21 protein-coding genes and 1 pseudogene are annotated in these 23139 nt (G+C 68.5%); 11 read left to right on the top strand and 11 right to left on the bottom strand.

Annotated features, from left to right (window positions below; all coding sequences use genetic code 11):
• Positions 1-2: 2 nt before the first annotated feature.
• The 7 genes from V8324_RS03480 to V8324_RS03450 form a co-directional block, all read right to left on the bottom strand.
• Positions 3-1049, bottom strand: coding sequence for a threonine aldolase family protein (locus tag V8324_RS03480; RefSeq protein WP_336418526.1), 1047 nt, complete (start codon positions 1047-1049; stop codon positions 3-5).
• Positions 1049-1528, bottom strand: a complete 480-nt coding sequence (locus tag V8324_RS03475) for a YcgN family cysteine cluster protein (protein WP_336418525.1) — start codon at positions 1526-1528, stop codon at positions 1049-1051. The genes V8324_RS03480 and V8324_RS03475 overlap by 1 nt, the downstream gene beginning before the upstream one ends.
• Entirely contained in the window at positions 1525-2463 is a 939-nt protein-coding gene (locus V8324_RS03470; RefSeq protein WP_336418524.1) for a bifunctional riboflavin kinase/FAD synthetase, read from the bottom strand. Before V8324_RS03470 ends, V8324_RS03475 begins: the two co-directional genes overlap by 4 nt.
• A 41-nt stretch (positions 2464-2504) precedes the next feature.
• Complete coding sequence (locus V8324_RS03465) at positions 2505-5849, bottom strand: efflux RND transporter permease subunit (protein ID WP_336418523.1); 3345 nt, start codon at positions 5847-5849, stop codon at positions 2505-2507.
• A 5-nt stretch (positions 5850-5854) separates the two neighbouring features.
• Positions 5855-7306, bottom strand: a complete 1452-nt coding sequence (locus V8324_RS03460) for an efflux RND transporter periplasmic adaptor subunit (protein ID WP_336418522.1) — start codon at positions 7304-7306, stop codon at positions 5855-5857.
• Positions 7307-7409: 103 nt separating this feature from the next.
• The gene (moaB, locus tag V8324_RS03455) at positions 7410-7952 is read right to left on the bottom strand and encodes a molybdenum cofactor biosynthesis protein B (protein WP_336418521.1); all 543 of its coding nucleotides are present in this window, start codon (positions 7950-7952) and stop codon (positions 7410-7412) included.
• Positions 7953-7960: 8 nt separating this feature from the next.
• On the bottom strand, positions 7961-8758 hold the full coding sequence (locus tag V8324_RS03450; RefSeq protein WP_336418520.1) for a uracil-DNA glycosylase: 798 nt from the start codon (positions 8756-8758) through the stop codon (positions 7961-7963).
• 169 nt (positions 8759-8927) lie between these two features.
• Here V8324_RS03450 and V8324_RS03445 point away from each other — a divergent pair, with 169 nt between their 5' ends.
• The 8 genes from V8324_RS03445 (at position 8928) to mscL (ending at position 14403) form a co-directional block, all read left to right on the top strand.
• Positions 8928-9869, top strand: coding sequence for an aspartate carbamoyltransferase catalytic subunit (locus V8324_RS03445; protein ID WP_336418519.1), 942 nt, complete (start codon positions 8928-8930; stop codon positions 9867-9869).
• On the top strand, positions 9866-10390 hold the full coding sequence (locus V8324_RS03440; RefSeq protein WP_336418518.1) for a hypothetical protein: 525 nt from the start codon (positions 9866-9868) through the stop codon (positions 10388-10390). The genes V8324_RS03445 and V8324_RS03440 overlap by 4 nt, the downstream gene beginning before the upstream one ends.
• Complete coding sequence (locus V8324_RS03435) at positions 10387-10839, top strand: hypothetical protein (RefSeq protein ID WP_336418517.1); 453 nt, start codon at positions 10387-10389, stop codon at positions 10837-10839. The genes V8324_RS03440 and V8324_RS03435 overlap by 4 nt, the downstream gene beginning before the upstream one ends.
• On the top strand, positions 10836-11447 hold the full coding sequence (locus V8324_RS03430) for a YqhA family protein (protein WP_336418516.1): 612 nt from the start codon (positions 10836-10838) through the stop codon (positions 11445-11447). Before V8324_RS03435 ends, V8324_RS03430 begins: the two co-directional genes overlap by 4 nt.
• A 136-nt stretch (positions 11448-11583) precedes the next feature.
• A complete protein-coding gene (gene pyrC / locus V8324_RS03425; protein WP_336418515.1) occupies positions 11584-12873 on the top strand; it encodes a dihydroorotase in 1290 nt (429 codons plus the stop codon).
• The gene (plsY, locus tag V8324_RS03420; RefSeq protein ID WP_336418514.1) at positions 12873-13481 is read left to right on the top strand and encodes a glycerol-3-phosphate 1-O-acyltransferase PlsY; all 609 of its coding nucleotides are present in this window, start codon (positions 12873-12875) and stop codon (positions 13479-13481) included. Before pyrC ends, plsY begins: the two co-directional genes overlap by 1 nt.
• Before the next feature lie 35 nt (positions 13482-13516).
• Entirely contained in the window at positions 13517-13873 is a 357-nt protein-coding gene (locus V8324_RS03415) for a DUF805 domain-containing protein (RefSeq protein WP_336418513.1), read from the top strand.
• Between the two features lie 98 nt (positions 13874-13971).
• On the top strand, positions 13972-14403 hold the full coding sequence (gene mscL, locus V8324_RS03410; RefSeq protein WP_336418512.1) for a large conductance mechanosensitive channel protein MscL: 432 nt from the start codon (positions 13972-13974) through the stop codon (positions 14401-14403).
• Between the two features lie 407 nt (positions 14404-14810).
• On the opposite strand, the gene V8324_RS03405 is transcribed toward mscL, so the two are convergent.
• Positions 14811-15683: a LysR family transcriptional regulator gene (locus tag V8324_RS03405; RefSeq protein ID WP_336418511.1), complete on the bottom strand. Its 873-nt coding sequence runs from the start codon at positions 15681-15683 to the stop codon at positions 14811-14813.
• A gap of 100 nt (positions 15684-15783) precedes the next feature.
• Between V8324_RS03405 and V8324_RS03400 the strand changes: the two genes are divergently transcribed.
• The 3 genes and pseudogenes from V8324_RS03400 to V8324_RS03390 all read left to right on the top strand — a co-directional run bounded on the left by V8324_RS03400 (position 15784) and on the right by V8324_RS03390 (position 20687).
• Positions 15784-17334 (top strand): proton-conducting transporter transmembrane domain-containing protein, encoded by a 1551-nt coding sequence (locus V8324_RS03400; RefSeq protein WP_336418510.1) that lies wholly within the window; start codon positions 15784-15786, stop codon positions 17332-17334.
• Positions 17335-17350: 16 nt separating this feature from the next.
• Positions 17351-19699, top strand: a pseudogene (locus V8324_RS03395) (YbcC family protein); the annotation flags it as partial.
• A 175-nt stretch (positions 19700-19874) separates the two neighbouring features.
• Positions 19875-20687, top strand: a complete 813-nt coding sequence (locus V8324_RS03390) for a hypothetical protein (RefSeq protein WP_336418508.1) — start codon at positions 19875-19877, stop codon at positions 20685-20687.
• Positions 20688-20702: 15 nt separating this feature from the next.
• Here V8324_RS03390 and phnE (V8324_RS03385) read toward each other — a convergent pair whose 3' ends face one another.
• From phnE (V8324_RS03385) to phnC, 3 genes are read right to left on the bottom strand one after another with little or no spacing between them, the layout of a single operon-like run.
• Positions 20703-21515, bottom strand: a complete 813-nt coding sequence (phnE, locus tag V8324_RS03385) for a phosphonate ABC transporter, permease protein PhnE (protein ID WP_336418507.1) — start codon at positions 21513-21515, stop codon at positions 20703-20705.
• Entirely contained in the window at positions 21512-22318 is an 807-nt protein-coding gene (gene phnE / locus V8324_RS03380; protein ID WP_336418506.1) for a phosphonate ABC transporter, permease protein PhnE, read from the bottom strand. Before phnE (V8324_RS03380) ends, phnE (V8324_RS03385) begins: the two co-directional genes overlap by 4 nt.
• On the bottom strand, positions 22315-23136 hold the full coding sequence (gene phnC, locus V8324_RS03375; RefSeq protein ID WP_336418505.1) for a phosphonate ABC transporter ATP-binding protein: 822 nt from the start codon (positions 23134-23136) through the stop codon (positions 22315-22317). The genes phnE (V8324_RS03380) and phnC overlap by 4 nt, the downstream gene beginning before the upstream one ends.
• Between the last annotated feature and the right edge of the window lie 3 nt (positions 23137-23139).

Here is a 23139-nt window from a genome sequence, read left to right as displayed (position 1 = left end):
CGTCAGCCGCTCGCGATCTCGAGAAATCGGGCGATCTCGGCATCGGTGATCGACCAGTCGCAGACCAGCCGCATCATCAGCGGCTCGTGGTCCGGACCATCATCTACTGGTCCTTCATACATGGCGTAGCGCGCCCCGGCGGCGCGCAGGCGCTGATGTGTGGCGCGCGGCAGTCGGGCGAAGATCATGTTCACGTCGCGCTCGAACATCATCTCGGCGCCGGGCAGGGCGCGCAGCCCGTCGGCCAGCCTTGCCGCCTGCGCGTTGGCGGTCTGCGCCGAGGTCAGCCACAGATCGTCCCTCAGATAGCCCAGCATCTGCGCCGAGAGATACCGATGCTTGGACACCAGATGCGCTGCCCGCTTGCGTCGCAGCTCGAACTCCCACGCGTTTTCGGGGGAGAAGAAGATCACCGCCTCGACCCCGAGGCAGCCATTCTTGGTGCCGCCCATGCTGACCGCGTCGATGCCCGCCTTCCACGTCATCTCGGCGGGGCTGCAGCCAAGGCTTGCCACCGCGTTGGCAAAGCGTGCGCCGTCCATGTAGGCGGGGATCCGGTGCGCGCGGGCCACCTCGCACAGTGCGGCGATCTCGTCGCAATCATGCACGCGTCCGCGCTCTGTCGCCTGGGTCAGCGCCAACGGCCCGTGTTGCGGATTGTGCACGTCGCCGGCGGGCCATGCCGCCAGCGCGTCCCGCAACTGATCGGGCGTCATCTTGTCGTGCTCGCCGACGAGGCTCAGCTTGGCGCCGCCGGTGAAGAACTCGGGCGCGTTGCATTCGTCGGTATGGATATGCGCCAGCGGTGTGCAGAACACCGTCTGCCACGGCTGCGACAGCGTCGCGAGCGCCAGCGCGTTGGCCGCGGTGCCAGTCGCCACCAGGTAGACGCTGGCCTGCGGCGCCTCGAACAGGTCGCGCAGCCGGTCGCGCACCTCGTCCATCAGGGCGTCGGCCCCGTAGGAGGGCGCGTGCCCCTCGTTGGCCTCGCTCATCGCCTGCATCACCGCCGGCAGGGCGGGGCCGGAATTGTCGGAGGCGAACTGCATCAGGTGGGCTCCTCTATGATGTGGCCTTCCCAGTCCTCTTCGGCGATCTCGAATTCCGGCAGGGTGCGGTGCTGCATCGACACGCCGGCCTCGTGCACGCTGTCGGCCGTGCCCGAGATCAGCGGGTGCCAGTCGTATAGCGGTTTGCCCTCGTGCAGCAGCTTGTAGGCGCAGGTCGAGGGCAGCCAGTAGGCGTGACGCTCGATCGTGTGCGGTTTCAGGCTGATGCATTCCGGCACGAAGCGGTGGCGGGTCTCGTACTGCCCGCAGCGGCAGGTGGTGTCGTCGAAAAGCCGGCAGGCGACGCGGGTCAGCGCGACCTCGCCGGTGTCCTCGTCCTCCAGCTTGTTGAGGCAGCATTTGCCGCAGCCGTCGCACAGCGCCTCCCATTCGCGCACCGTCATCCGGTTGAGCGGCGTGGTCTCCCAGAAGCGCGGGCGCAGGCCGGTGCGGTCGATGGGGTCCGCAGCGTCGGTCATAATGCCCCCAATACGTCCCGCGCCCGGACGCAATCGGCATCCATCTGCGCGATGAACGCCTCGAGGCTGTCGAAGCTTTCCTCGGGGCGCAGGTATTCGACCAGCGCCACCGACAGATGCGCGTCGTAGAGATCGCCGGAGAAGTCGAAGAGGAAGGTCTCGATATTGGGCAACTCGCCCTGGAACATCGGCCGCACGCCGACCGAGGCCGCGCCGTGGTAGTGGCCCGCATGCGGCCCGTCGAGCACGTCGACCAGCACCGCGTAGACGCCGAATTTCGGCGGATGCAGCCCCGCGATCGACATGTTGGCGGTGGGGTAGCCCAAGGTGCGCCCGCGCTGCTCGCCGCCGATCACCGGCCCGTCGATGCGGTGCCAGTGGCCCAGCATGGCGGCGGCGCCACGCGGGTCGCCGTCGGTCAGCGCGCGGCGGATCGCGGTGGACGAGACCTGACCGCTCTCGCCCTCGAGGATCCGCGCGATGGTCACGCCGAACCCCATTTCGGTGGCGAACTCCTGCAGCATCTCGGCAGTGCCCGCGCGGCCCTTGCCAAAGCAGAAATCCGCCCCGACGACGACATGCGCGAGGCCCAGCCCGTCGCGAATCACGGTCTTGGCGAAGTCTCGCGGGCTGAGCGCGGCGAGGGCAGCGTTGAAGTTGATCTCGTAAAGCCTCTCCACCCCCAGCTTTTCCAGCCGGTGGGCGCGGGCCTCGCGGTTCATTAGCCGGAAAGGCGGCGCCTCGGGGGCGAAATATTCGCGCGGATGCGGCTCGAATGTCAGGATGCCCAAGGGGGCGCCGATGGCCTCGCCGGCTGTCCGGGCCTGCTCGATCACCGACAGGTGGCCCAGATGCACCCCGTCGAAATTCCCGATCGCGGCAGAGGCCCCGCGATCGGCGTCATCGACATAGGTGTGATCCCGTATGATACGCATGCGCGTGGGTTAGCCTTGGATTGTAAACGGCGCAAGGGCGATCAGGCGGGCCGCCGGCGCGTCAGCACGGCCACCAGCCAGACCAGCCCGAGCAACACCGCCGCGCCCGCGACAAACAGCCCGAGCGCTGCCGCGAGGGACTGCGCGGGCGCGAGAGCGGCCAGCGGCGCGGGCAGGCGGCCCGCGACCATCACCCAGCCCATCGTCGCGGCGAACCAGCCCAGCACCAGCGCGCCCCCCGCCCCGAGGCTCGGGCGCAGGGCGCGCACCCGCAGGCCGCGGCGCAGGGCGGTGATCGGCTGCGCGAGGTCGCGCCCGATGGCCAGCAGCGCTGGCACGACGAGCAGTACCAGCACCATCCCGAAGCCCAGCCCGTAGACCAGCGTGATCACCGTGGGCTTGAGGAACTGCGCCTGCGTGGATTGCTCGAACAGCAGCGGCGTCAGCCCCAGAACGGTGGTCAGCGTGGTCAGCAGCACCGCGCGCAGGCGGTCGCAGGTGCCGTCGATGATCGCCGGGATCAGGCCGCGTTTTTCGGCATGCTCGTCGATCGAGGTGACCAGCACGATGGAGTCGTTGATGATGATGCCGGTCATCCCCAACAGCCCCACGACGGTGAACATCGACAGCGGCACGTCCCATTGCGCATGCCCCCAGATCGTGCCGACAAGGCCGAAGGGGATGATCGCCATCACCACCGCGGGCCGGGTCCAGCTGGCAAAGACCAGCGCCAGCACGAGGTAGATCCCCAGCAGCGTGCCGATCAGCCCGGTCCGGGCATCGGCCATGAATTCGTCCTCCTGTTCGCTGAGGCCCGACAGGCGGTATTCGACCTGATGCGTCGCGGCGATCTCGGGCAGGATCTGGGTCTCGAGCGCCGCGGTGATCTCGGCGGCGCGGGCGGGATCGTCCTCGGAGATGTCGCCGGTCACGCTGATCAGGCGCAGCCCGTTCTCGCGCCGCACGGTGGCAAAGCCGGTGCGCTGCGTCACGCTGACCACGTCCGCCACCGGCACGTATTGCCCAGAGGGCGCGCGCAATTGCATGGTCTGCAGGAAATCGGCGGTCAGCTCGTCCTCGGGCAGTTCGACCCGCACCTCGGCAGAGCGCGGCCCTTCGGGATAGGTCGCGGCCTCGATCCCGTTGATCCTGTCGCGCAGGGCCTGCCCGAGCGCGTCGACGGTGAACCCCATCGCGGCGCCCTGCGGGGTCAGGTCGAGGATCAGTTCGGTCTTGTCATAGGCAAGGTTGTCTTCCAGCGCCGACACTTCGGGGTAGCGCCCGAGGGCCGTCTTCAGCGCCTCGGCGGCCTCTTTCAGCCCGTCGGCGCTGGCCCCGTAAAGCTGGATGTCGAGCGCGTCGCCGCCGGGCCCGGACCGCCCGCCGCGAAAGCTGAGCGTCTCGGTCAATGGCAGTTGCGTCACCCGCTCCTGCAGGTCGGCGACGAAGGCGAAGCTGGAATAGGGACGCAGATCGGCATCGATCAGCTCGATGGTGATGCCGCCCAGCAGGTCGACGTCCTTGGTGTCGGACCCCGCCAGCCCGCGCCCGGCCGTGCCGCCGACCTGCGCAATCACGTACGCCAGCGGGTTGGTGCCGTGACGCTCTTCGTATTCCTGCCCCAGCTCTTCCGTGGCGCGCTGCATCTCGCGCATCTGCGCCAGCGTATCGGCGCGCTCGGCCCCCGGCGCCATGGCGAAATTGCCAGACACGGTGCCCTGTTCGGGTGCGTTGAAGAACCGCCATGTCACATCGCCGCGCATGAAACTGGCGACCTGCGTGGCCAGCAGCAGCACGACGCAGGCCAGCACCACGTAGCGCGCGCGGATGAGCAGCCCCAGCAGGGGGCGGAACGCCCGCTCGCGGAACGCGGTGAAGCCGGTATTCACCACCCGGCTGGGCAGATCGTACCAGTGCGCGCGCCCCGAATGGGCCAGCGCGTGGTTCATGTGATGCGGCAGGATCAGGAAGCATTCGACAAGGCTCGCGGTCAGCACCGCGATCACCGTGAAGGGGATGTCGTAGATCAGGTCACCGAACCGGCCGCCGATATAGGCCAGCCCGAAGAACGCGATCAGCGTGGTCAGCGTAGCGGAAAACACCGGCAACGCCATGCGCGTCGCGGCGCGCTCGGCGGCGACGGGGGGCGGCTCGCCGTAGCGGCGGTGGCGGGCGTCGGCATGTTCGCCCACAACGATGGCGTCGTCCACGACGATACCGAGCGTGATGATGATCGCGAAAAGCGAAATCATGTTCAGCGTCAGCCCGGCGGCATGCATGATCGCGATGGCCCCCAGCATCGCCACGGGAATTCCCGCCGCCACCCAGAACGCCGTGCGCGCGTTGAGAAACAGGAACAAAAGCCCCACCACCAGCGCCAACCCGGTCAGCGCATTGTCCAGCAGCATGCTGATCCGCCCCGAGATCGCTTCGGACCGGGTGCGGATGAGGTCGAGCGTCACGCCCTCGGGCGCGGTGCGTTCAAGACTTTGCGCCACCTCGCGCACCTGCGCCTCGACATCCAGCGCGTCGCCCTGCGACGAGCGGTCGACGCGCACCGAGATCGCGGGGCTGTCGCCGACGAAATAGGCGGTGTCGCGGGCCGCGCCCGACACCCGGATGCGGGCCACGTCGCCGATGGTCAACGCCGTGCCGTCGGGCTGCATCCGCAGGCGGATGCCGGCGATCTCGTCCGCGCTGCGCTTTTCGCGCCCCGTTCGAACGCGGGTATTGGCGCCCTCAACGTCACCGGCGGGATCGGTGTCAATCTCGGCGGCGATGGCGGTGGCGATTTCGCGCATGGTGACGCGGTGCGCCATGAGATTGACGCCCGGCACCTCGATGACGGTCTCGGGCGCTGCGACGCCTTCGATCGTGGTCCGCGTCACGCCCGCCTCGAACAGCCGCGCGACGAATTCGTCGGCGATGCCGCCCAGTTGCTCTGTCCCCACCGGGCCGGTGATCACCACGTCGGTCACTCTGTCGCGCCACGCGCCGCGCCGGACCACGGGTTCCTCGGCCTCGTCGGGCAACTCGGTCACCTGGTCGAGCGCCGCCTGCACCTCGTTGGTGGCGCGGCCCATGTCCCAGCCCGGCTCGAATTCCAGCACGATGCTGGCGCGGGTTTCACGGCTCGACGCGGTCGCGGTATCGACGCCCTCGACGCCCAGCAGCACCGGTTCGAGGACCTGCACGACGGCGTTGTCCATGTCCTCGGCGCTGGCGCCTTCCCAGACGACCGAGACGGTGACGTTGTCGATGACGATATCGGGGAAGAACTGCGCCCGCATGCGCGGCATGGCCATCAGGCCAAGCGCGATCAAAAACACCAGCAGCAGGTTGGCCGCGGTACGGTGCCGCGTGAACCACGAGATGACGCCGGCCACGGCGCTCAGCCCCCCATCCGGCGTTCGAGGCGTTCCACGGTGCGCGCCGGCACCTGCGCGCGGTCGAGATCCGACAGCAGCCGGTTGCGTTCGGCCTCGGGCAGCGCGTCGTCGCGGGTCACGTAGGCCTTGAGGCGCGCGCGCCGGTCGGGGCTGAGCGTCAGGGTGCGGGCCTCGCCCGCCACGGCCTCGGGCGCGAGGCGGCGTACCTTGACGCCGGGGCCGAGGACCGGGCTGCGCTCTACCACGACGTCGCGACCCGGCAGACCGGGGGCGCGCACGAGGATGTCGTTGCCCTGACGCCGCAGCAGCGTGACCGGCTGACGTTCCAGCCGGGCTTCGGCATCCAGCACCAGCACCGCGCCCTTGGGCCCGAGCGCGGTGGCGGGCAGCCGCGTGACGGCGTCGAGCGGCGGCTCTTGGACCGAGACCGAGACGAAATCGCCGGGCTTCATCGCCGGCGCATCGTCGAGCACGGCGTAGACCATGCGCCCGCTTTCGCCCTCGGCCACCGAGGCCGATTGCCTGGTGATCCGCCCCGTCGCGGTGATCTCCCGGTCGCCGCTGGCGAGCGTGACGGTGACCGGCGCCTCCAGCAGCGCGCCGGCCTCGTCCAGCAGTCGGGCGAATTGCGCGGTCGAGACGCGGAACGCCACCTCGAGTGCTGCGCCGTCGATCAGCGTCGCCAGCCGTTCGTTGGCGGTCACCAGCCGCCCCGCGATCACCGTGACATCGCGCAGCGTGCCTGAAAACCCGGCGGTGATGCGGGTCTCGGCCAGCCGCCGCTCGGCATCCGAGACGGCAAGTTCGGCGCGCGCGATGGCGGTCGCGGCCTGATCGACGCGCGCCTCGGCGGCGGCGACGGCCTGCCGGCTGGCAAGCACCGCCTGGCGTGCCTGCACCGCGCTCAGTTCCGCGGTTTCCACGGCGGCGGTGGTGCCGGCGCCGCGGTCGGCGAGGTCGCGCTGCCGGTCCAGTGCGCGCTGCTGGAGCTCTGCTTGGTCGCGGCGTGCGGCCAGTTCGTCGCGGGCGAGATCCAGCGCGCGCTGCGCCTCGCGCTTTTCGGCGCGCGCATCCTCGAGATCGGTGCGCGCGCGGCTGAGGGTAGCCTCGGCATCGGCGGGATCGATCCGCGCCAGGAACTGCCCCGCGCGCACCTCGCCGCCCTCGACGAAGCCGGGCGCGAGGTCGATCAGGATGCCGCCCGCCTGCGTGCGGATTTCCAGCGTGCGGCGGCTTTCGATCTGGCCATAGGCGGCGATGGTGGGGGTTATCGTTTTTGCCGCTGCCGTGACGGTGCGCACGGCAAAGACGCGTTCCTGCCGCTCAGGCGCGCGCGGCTCGTCGGCCATGCGCTCCTGCACCGCGCCCACGACGGTGTGCCCGGCATAGGCCAGCAGACCGATGGTCAAGGAGACGAGGAAGAGGCCGAAAAGCCCCTGACGAAGAAACCGCATGGCGTGCCACTTTTGACTGACCGGCCTGGCTGGCTGGCGGATGTGCTACATGTAACGGCGCTTGGCCGAAAACCAAGCGCTAGCAGTCAAACGCCGGGGCGTCTCATTTCCGTCGCCGATGCTCGTCGAGGCGTGGCATGATCTCGACGAAGTTGCAGGGCAGGTGGCGATAATCGAGCTGGAGACTCAGGATCTCGTCCCAGGCGTCGCGGCAGGCGCCGGGGCTGCCGGGCAGGGCAAACAGGTAGGTCCCCCCGGCGACGCCGCCCGTCGCGCGGCTCTGGACGGCCGAGGTGCCGATCTTCTGCATCGAGACCATGGTGAAGACCGTGCCGAAGGCGTCGATTTCCTTCTCGTAGACATCGCGATGCGCTTCGACCGTCACGTCGCGCCCGGTCAGCCCCGTACCGCCGGTGGAAATCACCACGTCGATCTCGGGCGAGGCCACCCACGCGCGCAGCCGGCTTGCGATCTCGGCGCGCTCGTCGCGCAGGATCATCCGGTCGGCGAGGATATGGCCGGCGGCCACGAGCCGCTCCACGATGGTATCGCCCGATCGGTCGTCGCCGGCCTCGCGGCTGTCGGAGACCGTGAGAACGGCGATGCGGACGGGGATGAAATCGCGGGTCGTGTCGATGCGGGACATGGGCGGGATTACCTTCGCGACGATGTGGACAGCCGCGCCTTGAGCGCCAGCAGATCGGCCCAGCTGTCGCGCTTGGCGGCGGGGTTGCGCAGCAGGTAGGCGGGGTGAAGCATCGGCAGGGCGGGCCGGCCGTAAGCCTCGGTCCACTGGCCGCGCAGGCGGGTCACGCCGCGCCGCCCCAGCCCCGCCTCGCAGCTGATATTGCCCATCAGCACGATCAGCTCGGGGTCGGCCAATTGCACATGGCGGGCCATGAAGGGGCGCATCATGGCGATTTCCGCAGGCTCGGGGTCGCGGTTCTGCGGCGGGCGCCAAGGCAGGATATTGGTGATGTAGAGCGCCGCTTCGGGCGTTTGGCCGGTCCGCGCCAGCCCGATCGCGTCAAACATCCGGTCGAGAAGCTGCCCGGCACGGCCGACGAAGGGCTTGCCCTGCAGATCCTCGTCGCGGCCCGGCGCCTCGCCGATGATCATCAACCTCGCGCCGGGATCGCCGTCGCAGAACACGAGGTTGCGCGCGCCGCGCCTGAGGTCGCAATGCGGGTAGACGTCGAGCGCCGATCGCAGCGCCTCCAGCGTTGGCGCGGCGCCTGCGGCCGCCTCGGCCGCCGCGACCGGGTCGGCGGGCGGTGCCTTCGCCGGGGCCGCCAGGGGCGGTGCGTGGGCCGGCTTTGCTGCCGGTTTCGGGGCCTTCTCGGGCAGGGTGTAGCGGTCCACGGGCGCGTCGCCCACAGCCTCTGTCGCGCCAAGCTCGATCTGCCAGCCCAGGCTGGCCAGCGCGGCCTCGGGGGTGAGTTTCGATTCCATCGTCTTGACGATAGCCCCCGGCCGGGGTTCGTGAAAGGGCCGATGCAAGGGTCCTTGGGCCGGCCGCGGATTTCGAGTATTTTTGGCAAGATGAAAGAGCAGGGTGCGCGCCCGGCTTGCCCATGTGCGGTCAGGGGCTTACAAGACAGGAAAACCGGCAGGGGGCGGCATGAGTTTTTCGCACGCGCATCTTTTGGGGATCGAGCCGCTTTCGGCGCCGGATATCACCGCGATCCTCGATCTGGCCGATGACTACGTCGCGCTCAACCGCAGCGATGCCAAACATGGCGACGTGCTGGCGGGGCTCACGCAGGTCAACATGTTCTTCGAGACCTCCACCCGGACGCAGGCCAGTTTCGAACTGGCGGGCAAGCGGCTGGGGGCGGATGTGATGAGCATGGCGATGGAGGCCAGTTCGATCAAGAAGGGCGAGACGCTGATCGACACGGCGATGACCCTCAACGCAATGCATCCCGATCTTCTGGTCGTGCGGCACCCGCAGTCCGGCGCGGTGGATCTGCTGGCCCAGAAGGTGCGCTGCGCGGTGCTCAATGCTGGCGACGGGCGGCACGAGCACCCCACCCAGGCGCTGCTGGACGCGCTGACGATCCGGCGCGCCAAGGGGCGGCTGCACCGTCTCAATATCGCGATCTGCGGGGATATCGCGCATAGCCGCGTGGCGCGCTCGAACATCCATCTGCTGGGCAAGATGGAGAACCGGTTGCGGCTGATCGGCCCGCCCACCCTGATGCCCGCGGGGATCGAGCAGTTCGGGGTCGAGGTCTATGACGACATGCGCGCCGGTCTCGACGGGGTCGACGTGGTAATGATGCTGCGCTTGCAGCGCGAGCGGATGGATGGCGGATTTATCCCCAGCGAGCGGGAATATTACCACCGCTTCGGGCTCGATGCCGAAAAGCTCGCCTATGCGCGCGACGACGCCATCGTGATGCATCCCGGGCCGATGAATCGCGGCGTCGAGATCGACGGCGAGATCGCCGACGACATCAACCGGTCGGTCATCCAGGATCAGGTCGAGATGGGCGTGGCGGTGCGCATGGCGGCGATGGATCTTCTGGCGCAGGGCCTGCGGGCGCGGCGCGCGGCATGACGGAACGGATCGATATCCCGGCGCGCGAGGTGCATGTCGTGCGCGTCCTCGACGTGGCGGACGACCCGGATGCCCCGATCGCCCACGCGGACGTTCTGGCGGCACTTGGTGCCGAGGGCGATCTGCGCAGCGACGAGATCGAACTATTCGACATCGCGGATCTCGGCGACATGCCGATGTCGACCTACCTCGCCGAGGGCCACGGCATCGCCGAGGCCGAGCTTTCGCCGATGCGCGGCCGGCTTGACGGGCTGACGGGGCGGGTGCTGATCCTGCCGTCGCGCGCCTTTGGCGGCGAGGCGATGACCCTGCGGGTGGGCGCACCGCTGCGCGTTGTCGGCCGCTTCGAGGAGGACGTGCCACCCGCGCAGTTCGACACGCTTCCGTCCGAGGGCGCGCGCGGGTCCGGCACGTCGCCCGCCGGAGGATCCCAGCCGGGCATGCGCCGCGCCGCGCTCGTGCTGCTTGCGCTGCTCGTTGCGGTGGCGGGTCTGGTTCTGGTCCTCGTGGGGGGATCATGACCGATGCGCCGTCACATGCGATGACGCCCGGCACCGCGCTGCAGGAGGGCGAGCGCGTGATCGCGTGCTTTCACCCCGACCGCGCCACCTACTGGCGCGATCACGCGTGGCTGGCCGCCGGTGCGATGGGGCTCGGGATGGCGATCCTGTGGGCCATGGGCAACCCGCATGTCTGGACCGGCGCCGTGGGGGGGCTTGCGGCGATCGTCGTGCGGGCCCTCTACGTGGCGTCGGACGAGTTGCACGCCCGCTGGGATCTGACCGACCGGCGGCTTCTGGGTCCGCAGACCCGCGCCGTGCGCCTGTCCGAGATCGCGACCGTACGGCGCCTGGGCAGCGCCGTGCAGGTGGTGACCGCCGCGGGCGACAAGCACCTGGTCAAGTACCAGGCCGACGGCGCCGCCACCCGCGCCCGGATCGAACGCGCCATCGCCGGAGGATCCGCATGACCGACGGGACCGGTGAAACCGACACAACGGCCACCGGCCGCCGCGATGCCCGCCACCGCGCCGGACGGCTGTTGCGCCGCGGCGTGGTCAGCATCCACGTCCTGCAGATACCGCTTCTGTTCGGGCTGATGCTGGCCCTTTTGGTGCTGACCGCCAGTTTCTTCTACGCGCTGGCCGAGGCGGTGATCAGCCTCGATTTTCTCCACCGTGATCGCGCGATCCTGCTGGTGCTCGACCTTCTGGACATGGTGTTCATCGCCAACCTCGTCGTCATGGTGATGGTGTCGGGATACAACGCCTATTTCTCGGCGATCACCCGAGGGCTGCGCCGCGACCGGCTGTTTTCCTACAGTGACGAATTCCAGCCCGTGAAATCGCGCATCGCCGCGACGCTGGTGATCATCACCGGGATCCACCTCGTCCACGAGGTGCTTTCGGGAGAGCAGACCGATCCCGCGCAGCTTCTGATCCTTGGGGTCACGCATCTGATCCTGCTGGTCAGCGCGGCGGTGTTCTTTTACGTGGGGCGATTCGAGAGACGCGACCCGCCCGCGCCCCACGACGCCGCGCCGTCCGGGCTGGACGAGCGCGGCGGGAGCCGAGGATGACAGCGGCGCGGGCAGCGCGCCAGAGGAAGGACAATGCGATGCAGGAACCAAAGGATCCGCGCACCTCGGGCAAGGTGGCGATGTATGCCATCCTCGTGATCGTCGCGCTGACCGCGATCATGGTCTGGGTGGCGGCATGAGCGACGCGGGCACCACCCTTTTCACCGATGCGCGCCTCATCGACCCTGAGACCGGGACCGACGCGCCGGGCTGGCTGTTGGTCGACAAGGGCACGATCGCCGCGACGGGCACCGGGGCGGACCGGCCGCAGGCCGAACGGATCGTCGATTGCGGCGGGCACTGCCTTGCGCCGGGGATCGTCGATATCGGCGTCAAGGTCTGCGAGCCGGGCGAGCGGCACAAGGAAAGCTACCGCTCGGCCGGGCTGGCCGCGGCGGCGGGCGGGGTCACCACCATGGCCACCCGGCCCGACACGCTGCCCGCCATCGACAGCCCCGAGGTGCTGGAATTCGTCGCGCGCCGCGCCAACGAGGCCGCCCCCGTCAACGTGCTGCCGATGGCGGCGCTGACCAAGGGGCGCGCGGGTGCCGAGATGGTCGAGATCAGCTTTCTCATGGATGCTGGCGCCGTGGCCTTCACCGATTGCGACCACGTGGTGACCGATACCCGCGTTCTGGCGCGCGCGTTGAGCTATGCGCGCTCCTTGGGCGCGCTGGTGATCGGCCATCCGCAGGATCCGGGGCTGAGCGCCGGGGCCGCGGCGACCTCCGGCAAGTTCGCGAGCTTGCGCGGCCTGCCATCGGTCTCGCCGATGGCCGAGCGGATGGGGATCGACCGCGACATCGCGCTGGTCGAGATGACCGGCGCGCGCTACCACGCCGACCAGATCACCACCGCCCGCGCGCTGCCGCCGCTCAGCCGCGCGCGGCGCAACGGGCTGGACATCACCGCCGGCACCTCGATCCATCACCTGACGCTGAACGAGCTCGACGTCGCGGATTACCGCACCTTCTTCAAGGTCAAGCCGCCGCTGCGCTCCGAAGAGGACCGGCAGGCGATGATCGAGGCGTTGCGGGAGGGCGTGATCGACATTATCAGCTCCATGCACACGCCGCAGGACGAAGAATCCAAGCGCCTTCCCTTCGAGGCGGCGGCGAGCGGCGCGGTGGCGCTCGAGACGCTGCTGCCGGCGGCGCTGCGGCTTTATCATGCCGACGCGCTGGACCTGCCGACGCTGTGGCGGGCCATGTCGCTCAACCCGGCAACGCGGCTAGGGCTGGAGTGCGGCCGGCTGAGCCCCGGTGCGCCTGCCGACCTGGTGCTTTTCGACGCCGGCAAGCCGCTCGTGCTCGACCGTTTCGCGCTGCGCTCGAAATCCAAGAACACGCCCTTCGACGGGGCGCGCCTGCAGGGTCGGGTCATGGCGACATACGTGGCCGGAACTCAAGTCTACGAGGTGTCCTGATGCCGGGTCTGGAAACCGCCCCCGCCCTGCTCATCCTGTGGGCCGTGATCGGCTACGTCCTTGGCTCCATTCCCTTCGGCATGGTGCTGGCACGGCTGATGGGGCTGGGGAACCTGCGCGACATCGGGTCGGGCAATATCGGCGCGACCAACGTGCTGCGCACCGGCAACAAGTTTGCGGCCGCGCTGACCCTGATCCTTGATGGCGGCAAGGGGGCGCTCGCGGTCCTGCTGGCGCGCGCCTTTGCCGGAGAGGACGCGGTACAGCTCGCCGGGCTGATGGCCTTTCTCGGGCATTGCTACCCGGTCTGGCTGGGCTTTCGCGGCGGCAAGGGGGTGGCGACATTTCTGGGGCTGCTGCTGGCGCTGGCCTGGCCGGTGGGCGTGGCCGGCTGCCTGACATGGCTGGCCGTGGCCGCGTTGTCGCGGCTGTCTTCGCTGGCGGCGATGGTGGCGGCAGGATCCTCTGCGCTGTGGATGCTGATCCTCGGGCACGGCGCCGCAATCGTGATGGCGCTGGTGCTGACGGGGCTGATCCTCTGGCGGCACAACGGAAATATCGCCCGCATCCGGGACGGGACGGAACCGCGGATCGGGCAGAAGAATTGACCGAAAACAGGTATCGCGCGCGAGGGACTTTGAAGATGGATTTCATGACTGCGATCAAGACGGTTCTCACCGAGAACTACGTCAATTTCAGCGGCCGTGCGTCGCGTCCGGAATTCTGGTGGTTCGCGCTTTTTGTGTTCGTGGTGTCGGTCCTGCTGGGTGCCGTGTCCGACGTGCTTGGCGGCCTCTTCGGGCTCGCGGTGCTGCTGCCCGGCATTGCCGTCGCGGTGCGCAGGCTGCATGACGTGGACCGCCCCGGCTGGTGGTACCTTCTGGTGCTGATCCCGGTGCTCGGCCCGCTGATACTGATCTTCGCCTTCTTTATCCGCCCCGGCACGCGGGGTGCGAACCGCTTCGGCCCTGCCTCGCACCCCGCGCGACAGGCGGGCTGACGCCCCGTGGGGTGCAGGCTGTGCGCCCGGGCGAATTCACCATCCGACGGCGCTTGGCCAGACCGATCGACGACGCAGCCGAGTAAGGGAGAAAGATCATGTTCGGAGAGTTCAGGGATTTCATCGCCAAGGGCAATGTCATGGACATGGCCGTAGGCATCATCGTCGGCGCGGCGTTCACGGGCATCGTCTCGTCAGTCGTATCGGACCTGATCAATCCGATCATCGGTCTTTTCATGGGCGGGTTCGACTTCACCAACAACTACGCCGTACTCGCCGGCGAGGTGCCCGAGGGCGCAAGCCTCGAGGCGGCGCGCGCAGCGGGGGCCTCGGTCTTCGCATATGGCGCGTTCATCATGTCGGTGACGAATTTCCTCATCATCGCCTTCGTGGTGTTCATGCTCGTGCGCTATGTCAACAAGATCAAGGCATTGGCTGACAAGCCGCAGGAGGTCGCCCCGGAGGTTCCCACAGGCCCCTCGGAACTGGACATCCTGATAGAGATCCGCGACGCGTTGAAGAAATCCTGAGCCGGGCAGGGGATGACGCTGTCGCCCGGGCCCGGTCGCCGGGGCTTCGCGCGATACGCCGCGGGCCGCTTGGGCACTGCCCCGAGGCGTCTCGCATGGCCGAAAGATGTGCATGCCTGGGCATGAACCTCGCGGAAAAGTCGCCGCTCGTCGTGGCGGGCCCGGATCGTGCTGACGACGGCAGACGGTCTCGGTCTTTTCGAGATCCCTCGGCGAACACGTCGAGGCCCGCGGCCCGGCGCGGAACTCGGCCGCACTCGACACGTTACGCGCGGCGGTGTCAGCCGCAATCCGCATCGGAACACCCGTCACCGAAACGGACGCAGGGGCAGGCCGCAACCCGTGATCGCAAGCGGCCCCTTTTCAGACGGTCGCTGAGGATTGGACGCAATCCTTTCCCCTTGGCGTCACCGGTGCAAGACCTCTGCCAACAGGGGATTGGGGAAGCGCCGTTCCTGGGTGACTGCGAAAAAGGTTTCGCTGATCCCGTCCAGCGTTGCCGCCTCGATCAGCACGCCGCTGCGAAGCTCATCGCGCACGACGATCGGCGGGATGATCGCGAGGCCCGCATCCGCCCGCGCCAGAAGCCTGATCATCGCCATGTCGTCAACCTCGGCGGCAAGAACCGGCGTCACGTCCAGCCGGGCGACAAACGCGTCGAACGCCGCGCGCAGGGCGGTTTCGCGGGTCGGAACGATCAACGGGTGGTCGGCCAGCAGCGCCTTCAGCGGCCGCGTTTTGGGACCGAGGCGCGCGGGCGTTCCGATCAGGCCGACCGGCTGCTCGTCGATCCGGTGCACCAGCCAGTGACTGGCGGCATCGCGCGGCGGGGCGAGGTTCGTCAGGACAACATCCAGCGACAGCGCATGAAGCCCGCGCAGCAATTCGTCCTGCGACCCGGATCTCAGGATGATCTCGACATCCGCGCGTCCGATCAGCGGCTGCAGGAACTGCATCTGAAAGTTGCGTGACAGTGTGGACAGGGCGCCGACCCGCAGCGCCCGCCTGACCCGTCCGGTTTCGCGCAAGGTCGCGGTCAGGTCGTCGGCGGTGCGGAAGATCGTCTCGGCATGATCCAGCGCGATGCGGCCGGCCTCGGTCAGCACGAGGCGGCGCCCGCGCCGCTCGAAAAGGTCCTGGCCAAGCGTGGCCTCCAGCGCGCGCAGCTGGGTGGACAGCGCGGATTGCGAGAGGTTCAGGCCGCGCGCCGCGCCGGTCAGGGTGCCGTCGCGCGCGACCGCGCGGAAAAGGCGCAGATGGTGAAGGTTCAAAGGGTTCATTGTTCTATCAAAGCGAATATAACCGCGCATATAATGTAATTTTTTAAATCCATTGCAAGCGTTAGACCGTCCGGCGTGACACCCCACCCCGGAGCTTGCCATGACATTCTTTCCGTTTATCGCCGTGGCCCCCCTTCTTCTTCTGGCAACGGCGCTTTGCTTCCTCGTACGTCCCGGTCGCCGTCCGGGCCGCCTTTTGGGTCTTGCCGAAGCCGCGCCGGTCGCCGCCCTCGGCCTTGGTGTCGTCGGTCTTTTCCAGTTCCGGATCACGGGGCCGCAAATCCTGACCTTGGGCGACGTGGCACTCGTGCGGCTGGATGCGATCAGCATGACCCTCGTGCTTCTCGTCTCGTTCGTAGGATGGGGCGTGAGCCGCTACGCGCGCCGCTACCTCGACGGCGAGCCGCGCGAGGGCCGGTTTCACGGCCTGACCCTGGCTGCGATCGCCTTCGTCCTGGTGCTTGCGCAGGCGGCCAGCCTGCCTGTCCTGATCGCGAGCTTTGTGGCGATCGGGCTGGCGCTGCGGCAGCTTCTGCTGTTCTACCCGGACCGGCCCGAGGCCCTGCGCGCGGCGGCCAAGTTCACCCGGGTCTGGGGCGCGGGCGATGCCGCGCTGGTTCTGGCCGCGATCCTGCTTTGGCAAAGCACTGGCACGGTCGATATCGCGACGCTCACCGCGACCACCAGCCTGCCGGTGCCGGTGACGGCACAGATCGCGATCGGGGTCCTCGTGCTGGCAGCCGTGCTCAAGACGGCGGCCTTTCCGCTGCATGGCTGGCTGACCGAAGTCATGGAGGCGCCGACCCCCGTCTCGGCGCTGCTTCATGCCGGCATCATCAACGCGGGCGGGGTTCTTCTGATCACGCTGGCCGGCCTTGTCGAGCGCAGCCCCGGGGCGCTGGCGGCGCTGGTCATGATCGGCGGGTTCACGGCGCTCTTCGGCGCGCTGGTGATGCTGACGCAAAGCGCGGTCAAGACGGCGCTGGCCTGGTCCACCGTCGCGCAGATGGGGTTCATGCTGTTGCAATGCGGGCTGGGCCTCTGGGCGCTGGCGCTTCTGCACCTCGTCGCGCATTCGCTCTACAAGGCGCATGCCTTTCTGGCGTCGGGCGAGGCGGTGCGCGCGGTCAATGCCATCCGCAAGCCCGGCCCCGTTGCGGTGCCGGATGTCGGTGCCGTGGCGCGCTCGTTTGCCCTTGCATTGGCGCTTTATATCGGTGTGGCGGTCGGGTTCACGTGGCTCGCGGGCGAGAAGTCGCCACAGGCTCTCGCCCTCGGCGCGATACTGATCTTCGGGGTTTCCTACCTTATAGCGCAGGGGCTGGCCGATGCCGCGCCGGGCGCGTTGACGCGACGGACGATCGTGGCGTCGGTCTGCACGGCGCTGGCCTATTTCGGCTTTCAGGTGCTCGCCCTTGCGGTCTGGGGGCCGGCGCTGCCCGCGGCCTCGGTCGCCGGTCCGCTGGAATGGGCGCTGATCGTGCTGGCGGTCCTGTCCTTCGGCCTCGTGGCCTTCGCGCAGGCGCTCTTCCCTTTGTGGGCGCATCACCCGGCGACGGCGGGACTGCGCGTGCATGTCGCCAATGGCTTCTACCTCAACGCGCTGCTGGACCGCCTGATCGGCGGCTTCCGCGCACCCACCAGGCCCTGATCCTCGGAGACAGCCCATGTTCATGAAACAGACATCGATCTCGCCCTCGCTGGCCTCGCAGCTGCTTGCCTCGGCCGAGGCCGCGGCCCGCGCCGTTCCGCCGGCCTTTCCTCTGGACGCGACTGTCGCGGTCAACCCCTTCCTCGGCCAATCGGGCGAGGATCTTGTGATGGCCTCTGCCCGGCTGGGCCGGGTGGCCGGGGCCACCCTGACGCAGCCGCGCGCCGCGCTCGCCGCACAGGTGTCGGCGGGGGAGATCAACGACGACGATCTGGCCGGGGCGCTGATCGCCTCGACCTCGCCGGTCAAGCCGTGCGATCTGGCGATGCTGAAGGCGCGGATGACGGCCGAAAGCCCGCCGCCCGCGCCCCTGCCCACGGTCGCGACCCTCGCAGCGGCGGCGACAGGCACCGACTGGCCCGCCATCATCGCGCGCAGCTTCGGCCTTTGGGCTGCGGGCCATTTCGACAGGGGCCAGGCACTCTGGACACCGCGGCCCGGCCAGGGGGCGTATGCGGCTTGGTGCGAATGGGCCACGCATGACCTGACGCCTGAAATCGCGGGGCTGACAGGTTTTTCGGCCCATGTCGCCGAGGCGCCCGATACCGCCGAACGCGCCCTCCTGCGCGCGGCCGAGCGGCTCGGGCTGACCCCGGACGCGGCCGAGACGGCATTCCACCGCCTGCTCGTCGATCTCGGGGGCTGGCCGCAGCACGCGCGCTGGCTTCTGTGGCAGACCGAACTGACCGGCGGGACGGATGCCACGCTGACCGATCTGCTGGCGATCCGGCTGATCTGGGACGAGGCATTGCTGATCCATTGCCCCGTGGTGGCCGATGACTGGCAGGCGACCGTCGCCGCGCATGCCGCGCCGCTGCAGCCCACGCCGGACCAGGTGCTCGACGCGATCCTGCAGGACGCCGCCGAGCGTGCCCATCAGCGCAAGCTGGCCGCGACCCTGACCGGCCCCGAGGCCGATGCGGGCCGGCCCGCGATGCAGGCGGCGTTCTGCATCGACGTGCGCTCCGAGGTATTTCGCCGTGCGCTCGAGGCGCAGGATGACGGGGTCGAGACCACGGGCTTTGCCGGTTTCTTCGGGATCCCAGTCGCGCATCGCCCGGAAGGCACCGACGAGGTCCAGGCGCATCTGCCCGCGCTGCTCACGCCTGCGCTGATCTCGACCAGCCATGGCGGCAAGGACCAGGAGGCCGCAACCCGGATCGCCGCGCGCGCACGGCGCGCCTGGGACCGGTTCCGCCAGGCCGCCGTGTCGTCCTTTGCCTTCGTCGAGGCGGCGGGCCCGGTCTACGGCGCAAAGCTGGTGCGCGACACGCTCGGCCTTGGGTCCAAGGGCCTGCGCGCCAACGCCCCGCCGCGCCTCGAGCAAGATCTGACGGCGGAGCAGAAGGCGCACACCGCCGCCGCCGTGCTGCGCGCGATGAGCCTGACCGACGGCCATGCCACGCTGGTCCTGCTGATCGGCCACGGCGCGCAGATGCGCAACAACCCGCATCAAAGCGGTTATCATTGCGGCGCCTGCTGCGGGCAGACGGGCGAGGTGTCGGCGCGGCTGCTGGCGATGCTGCTCAACGATCCCGAAACCCGCGCCGGGCTGCCCGCCCATGGTGTGTCGGTGCCCGAGGACACGCTGTTCGTCGCGGGCCTGCATGACACGGTCACCGACGCGGTGTCGCTTTATCGTGACGCGCCCGCGCCGGATCACGCCGCCGCGCTGAACCGCGCCGAGGGATGGCTTGCCGCCGCCGGGCAACAGTCGCGGGCCGAACGCGCGCTGCGCCTGCCGGGTGCGACCGGCGCAAGCCTCGCGCGCCGTGCCGCGGACTGGTCGGAGATCCGGCCCGAATGGGGGCTTGCCGGGTGCAGCGCCTTCATCGCAGCGCCGCGAGACGTCACGCGCGGGCGCGATCTTTCGGGGCGTGCCTTCCTGCACAGCTATGACTGGAGCGCGGACGAAGGCTTCGCCACGCTGGAGCTGATCCTGACCGCGCCGGTGGTGGTGGCAAGCTGGATAAGCCTGCAATATTACGGCTCGACCGTCGCGCAGCACCTCTTTGGCGGGGGCAACAAGCTGATCCACAACGTGGTCGGCGGCATCGGCGTCGTCCAGGGCAATGGCGGTCTGCTGCGCCCCGGCCAGCCCTGGCAGAGCGTGCATGACGGCGTACGCCTTGCCCATGACGCGTTGCGGTTGACGGTGATGATCGAGGCCCCCACCGAGGCGATCACCGAGGTCCTGCGCAGGCATGACGGCGTGCGCAACCTCTTCGACAATGGCTGGCTGCACCTTCTCGCATTGGAAGACGGCCGGGTTGCCGCCCGCTACCGCCCCGGCCTGACCTGGACGGGAACGCGAAGCGAAATGGCGGGCGCGGACGGCGCAGAGATCAAGCGCTCTGAAAACCCGTCGGCTCGCCTGCCCTCGGACAGGCAACGGCGCACCGCACCCCCTTCCATTTTCGTAAGTGTCGGATAGGGTCGGCACAGCGTGCGAAGGGCGGGGCAAGATCTTGATCGATCAATTGGTGGAAACCGGCAATGCCATTTGGGCGTGGTTCGTGGTCGAGGATCACCAGAACCGTGTGACGGCCATGGCCGCGGCGATCACGGCAGGTATCGCCGTCGCCGGCATTACCGGCGGTGTAATCTGGTACTATGTGATCCGCCGCAAATCCCCGCCGGCCGAACTGGTCTTGCCGCAAGGTCACGTCCTGACGATGGACCAGCATCTGACAATCCTTCAGAAACGCGAGGATCAACTCGAAGCCAAACTCTCGACTGCGCATCAGGACGAGAAGGACCTGCTTCGACGACAGATCGCCGATCTGAAAGCGAAGATTGCGAAACCCGAAGAGTCGCTGGCCGAGGCCCGCACACGCATGGCCGACCTCGAAGCCCTGCTCGACCGCGGGGGTAACCATATCGGCGGTGACCGTATCAAGGAGGCCAAGGCGGCGCTGGAGAAGGGTGACTACTCTATCGCCGACGACATTTTTGCCGAGATCGAGGCGCGCAACGAACTCGCGGTGCAGGAAACCGCCCGCGCCGCTTATGGCCGGGGCGAGGTGTCCGAGGCCGAGGTGCGCTGGCATGACGCTTACACCCGCGACAAACGCGCCAGCGACTTGCTGGAGACCTTCGAGCATCTCGCGGCCTATGCCCGCATGACATGGCGGCTTGCCAAGGGGGCGGAGACGGTTGCGGTCCATGAGCGTCTGGTTGAGTGTGTGAGGTCTGAACACGGCGATAGCAGCGCCGATTATGCCACCCACCTCAAAAACCTCGCGGGCGTGTTGCAGGCTCAGCGCCGGATTGACGCGTTGCCGGCGCCCTGAGCCCTCGGGCGCGCGTCAGATGATGGCGTGGCGCATGCGGGCCGAGACCCATTCGCTGAGCACCACGGTGGCGAGGATGAGGATCAGGATCACGGTCACCTGGCTCCACGCGAGGGTGTTCAGCGAGGCTTGCAGTTTCAGCCCGATGCCGCCCGCGCCGACCAGACCCAGAATGGTGCTTTCGCGAATGTTGATGTCCCAGCGAAACACGGAAATGCCCCAGAAGGCCGGCATGATCTGCGGTACGATGCCGTAATTCAGCACCTGTGCGCCGCTGGCGCCGGTGGCCTCGATCGCCTCGATCTGGCTGACCTCGGTCTCCTCGATCGCCTCGTAAAGCAGCTTGCCCACGAACCCGATCGAGCGCAGCGCGATGGCGACGATCCCCGCCAGCAGGCCCGGCCCGATGATCGCCACCAGCAGAAGCGCCCAGATCAGCGAGTTGATCGAGCGCGAGGCGACGATCACGAACAGCGCCACGGGCCGCAGGATGTGTTGCGACGGCGTGGTGTTGCGCGCTGCGAGAAACGCCACCGGCACCGCCATGATGACGCCCCCGATGGTGCCGAGCGTGGCGATGTTGATGGTGTCCCAGAGCGGGCCCCACAGCTCCGGCAGGTAGGCCCATTCGGGCGGCATCATGCGGTTGCCGATATCGGCGGCCTGCCGTGGCGCGTCCGCGATGAAGGCCCAGATCGTGTCGCGGGTCATCAGCTGCCAGCAGAACACGAACAGCGCCACCAGCGCCAGCCAGCCCATCCACATGAACAGCCGCTTGCGCGGGGTGCGATGCGCCCAGACCTGGCTGTAATGCGTGACCTCGGTCATTGCAGGAACTTTCGCAGGTAGCTGGAGCCGTATTCGGCGACCATCACCAGCCCGATGATGATCAGCAGGATCGCGCCGGCACTGTCATATTCGTAGCGGTCTATGGCGGTGTTGAGCGTTGCCCCGATACCGCCCGCCCCAACGATGCCGATCACCGCGCTTTCGCGGAAATTGATGTCGAGCCGGTAGAGCGACAGCCCGATCAGCCGCGGCATGACCTGTGGCTGCACCGCGTAGTTCACCAGCTGCCCCCACGATCCGCCGGTCGCGCGGACCGCCTCGACCTGGGTGGGGTCGATCTCCTCGATGTCGTCGGCCAGCAGCTTGGCGATGAAGCCGATGGTCGCGAAGCTGAGCGTCAGGAACCCCGCGAAGGGGCCGAAGCCGAACATCGCCACGAGGAAGATCGCGATGATGATCTCCTGCAGCGAGCGGCTGACGGCGATGATGCTGCGGCAGACGTAATAGACGCCGCGCGGGGCGAGGTTGCGCGCCGCCCCGATGCCGATGGGCACCGAGATCGCCACGCCCACCACCGTCGAGGTCAGCGTCATGGTCAGGCTTTCCGACAGGCCCTTTCCGATATCCGACCAGCGGCTGGCGAAGTCGGGCTGCAGGAACCCCATGACGAAGCGCTGCCCGCGTTCGAGCCCCTGGTAGACGCGGGCCCAGTCCACCTCGATCGTGCCGATGGCGAGCACGAGGTAGACGAGGATGCCCAGTTGCACCGCGATGCGCCATCGCTTGTCGCGGATGATCTGCGGCGGGCGGCGCCAGCGGGTCGGGTAGGCGGGGACCGTCATTGCGCCAGCGCCTCCAGGCGGGCGCGCGCATCGGCTTCGGCCTCGGCCTGTTCCTCGTCGCCCTGGCGCATCGCGTTCCAGTCTTCCTCGCCGTAGATCGTGGTCAGCGCGGCCTCGGTCAGATCCTCGGGCGGGCCGTCGAAGACCACGCGCCCGGCGCGCAGCCCGACGATGCGCTGCATGAATTGCTGGGCCAGCGGCACGTCGTGGATGTTGACGATGGCCGGCAGGCCGCGCTCGGCGCAGATCTCGGTCAGCAGGCGCATGATCTGGCGGCTGGTGCGCGGGTCGAGGCTGGCGGTGGGTTCGTCCACCAGCAAGAGCTCGGGGTCCTGCGCGAGCGCGCGCGCGATGCCGACCCGCTGGCGCTGTCCGCCCGACAGGGCATCGGCGCGATTGTCGGCCTTGTCGAGCAGCCCGACCCGGTCGAGCAACTGGTACGCGCGCTGGATGTCGGCGCCGGGGAACTTGCGCAGGAAGCTGCGCCAGAACGAAACGTAGCCGAGCCGCCCCGACAGCACGTTCTCCATCACCGTCAGCCGTTCGACCAGCGAGTATTCCTGGAAGATCATGCCGATGCGGCGGCGCTGGCGGCGCAGCTCGCGCTTGCCGAGGCGCGCGAGATCCACGTCGCCCAGCATGACCTTGCCGGCGCTCGGCTCGACCAGACGGTTGATGCAGCGGATGAGCGTCGACTTGCCCGCGCCCGACGGCCCGATCAGCCCCATGATCTGGCCCTTGGGCACGGTCAGCGTCACTTCGCTGAGCGCGGTTTCGCCGGTCTTGTAGGTCTTCGAGAGCCCGTCGAGGGTCAGCATGGC

The organism is Roseovarius sp. D22-M7 (assembly GCF_037083785.1).
Taxonomy (GTDB): domain Bacteria; phylum Pseudomonadota; class Alphaproteobacteria; order Rhodobacterales; family Rhodobacteraceae; genus Roseovarius.
Note: the sequence above shows the minus strand (reverse complement) of the source record. Positions and strands in the feature narration are given on the sequence as shown.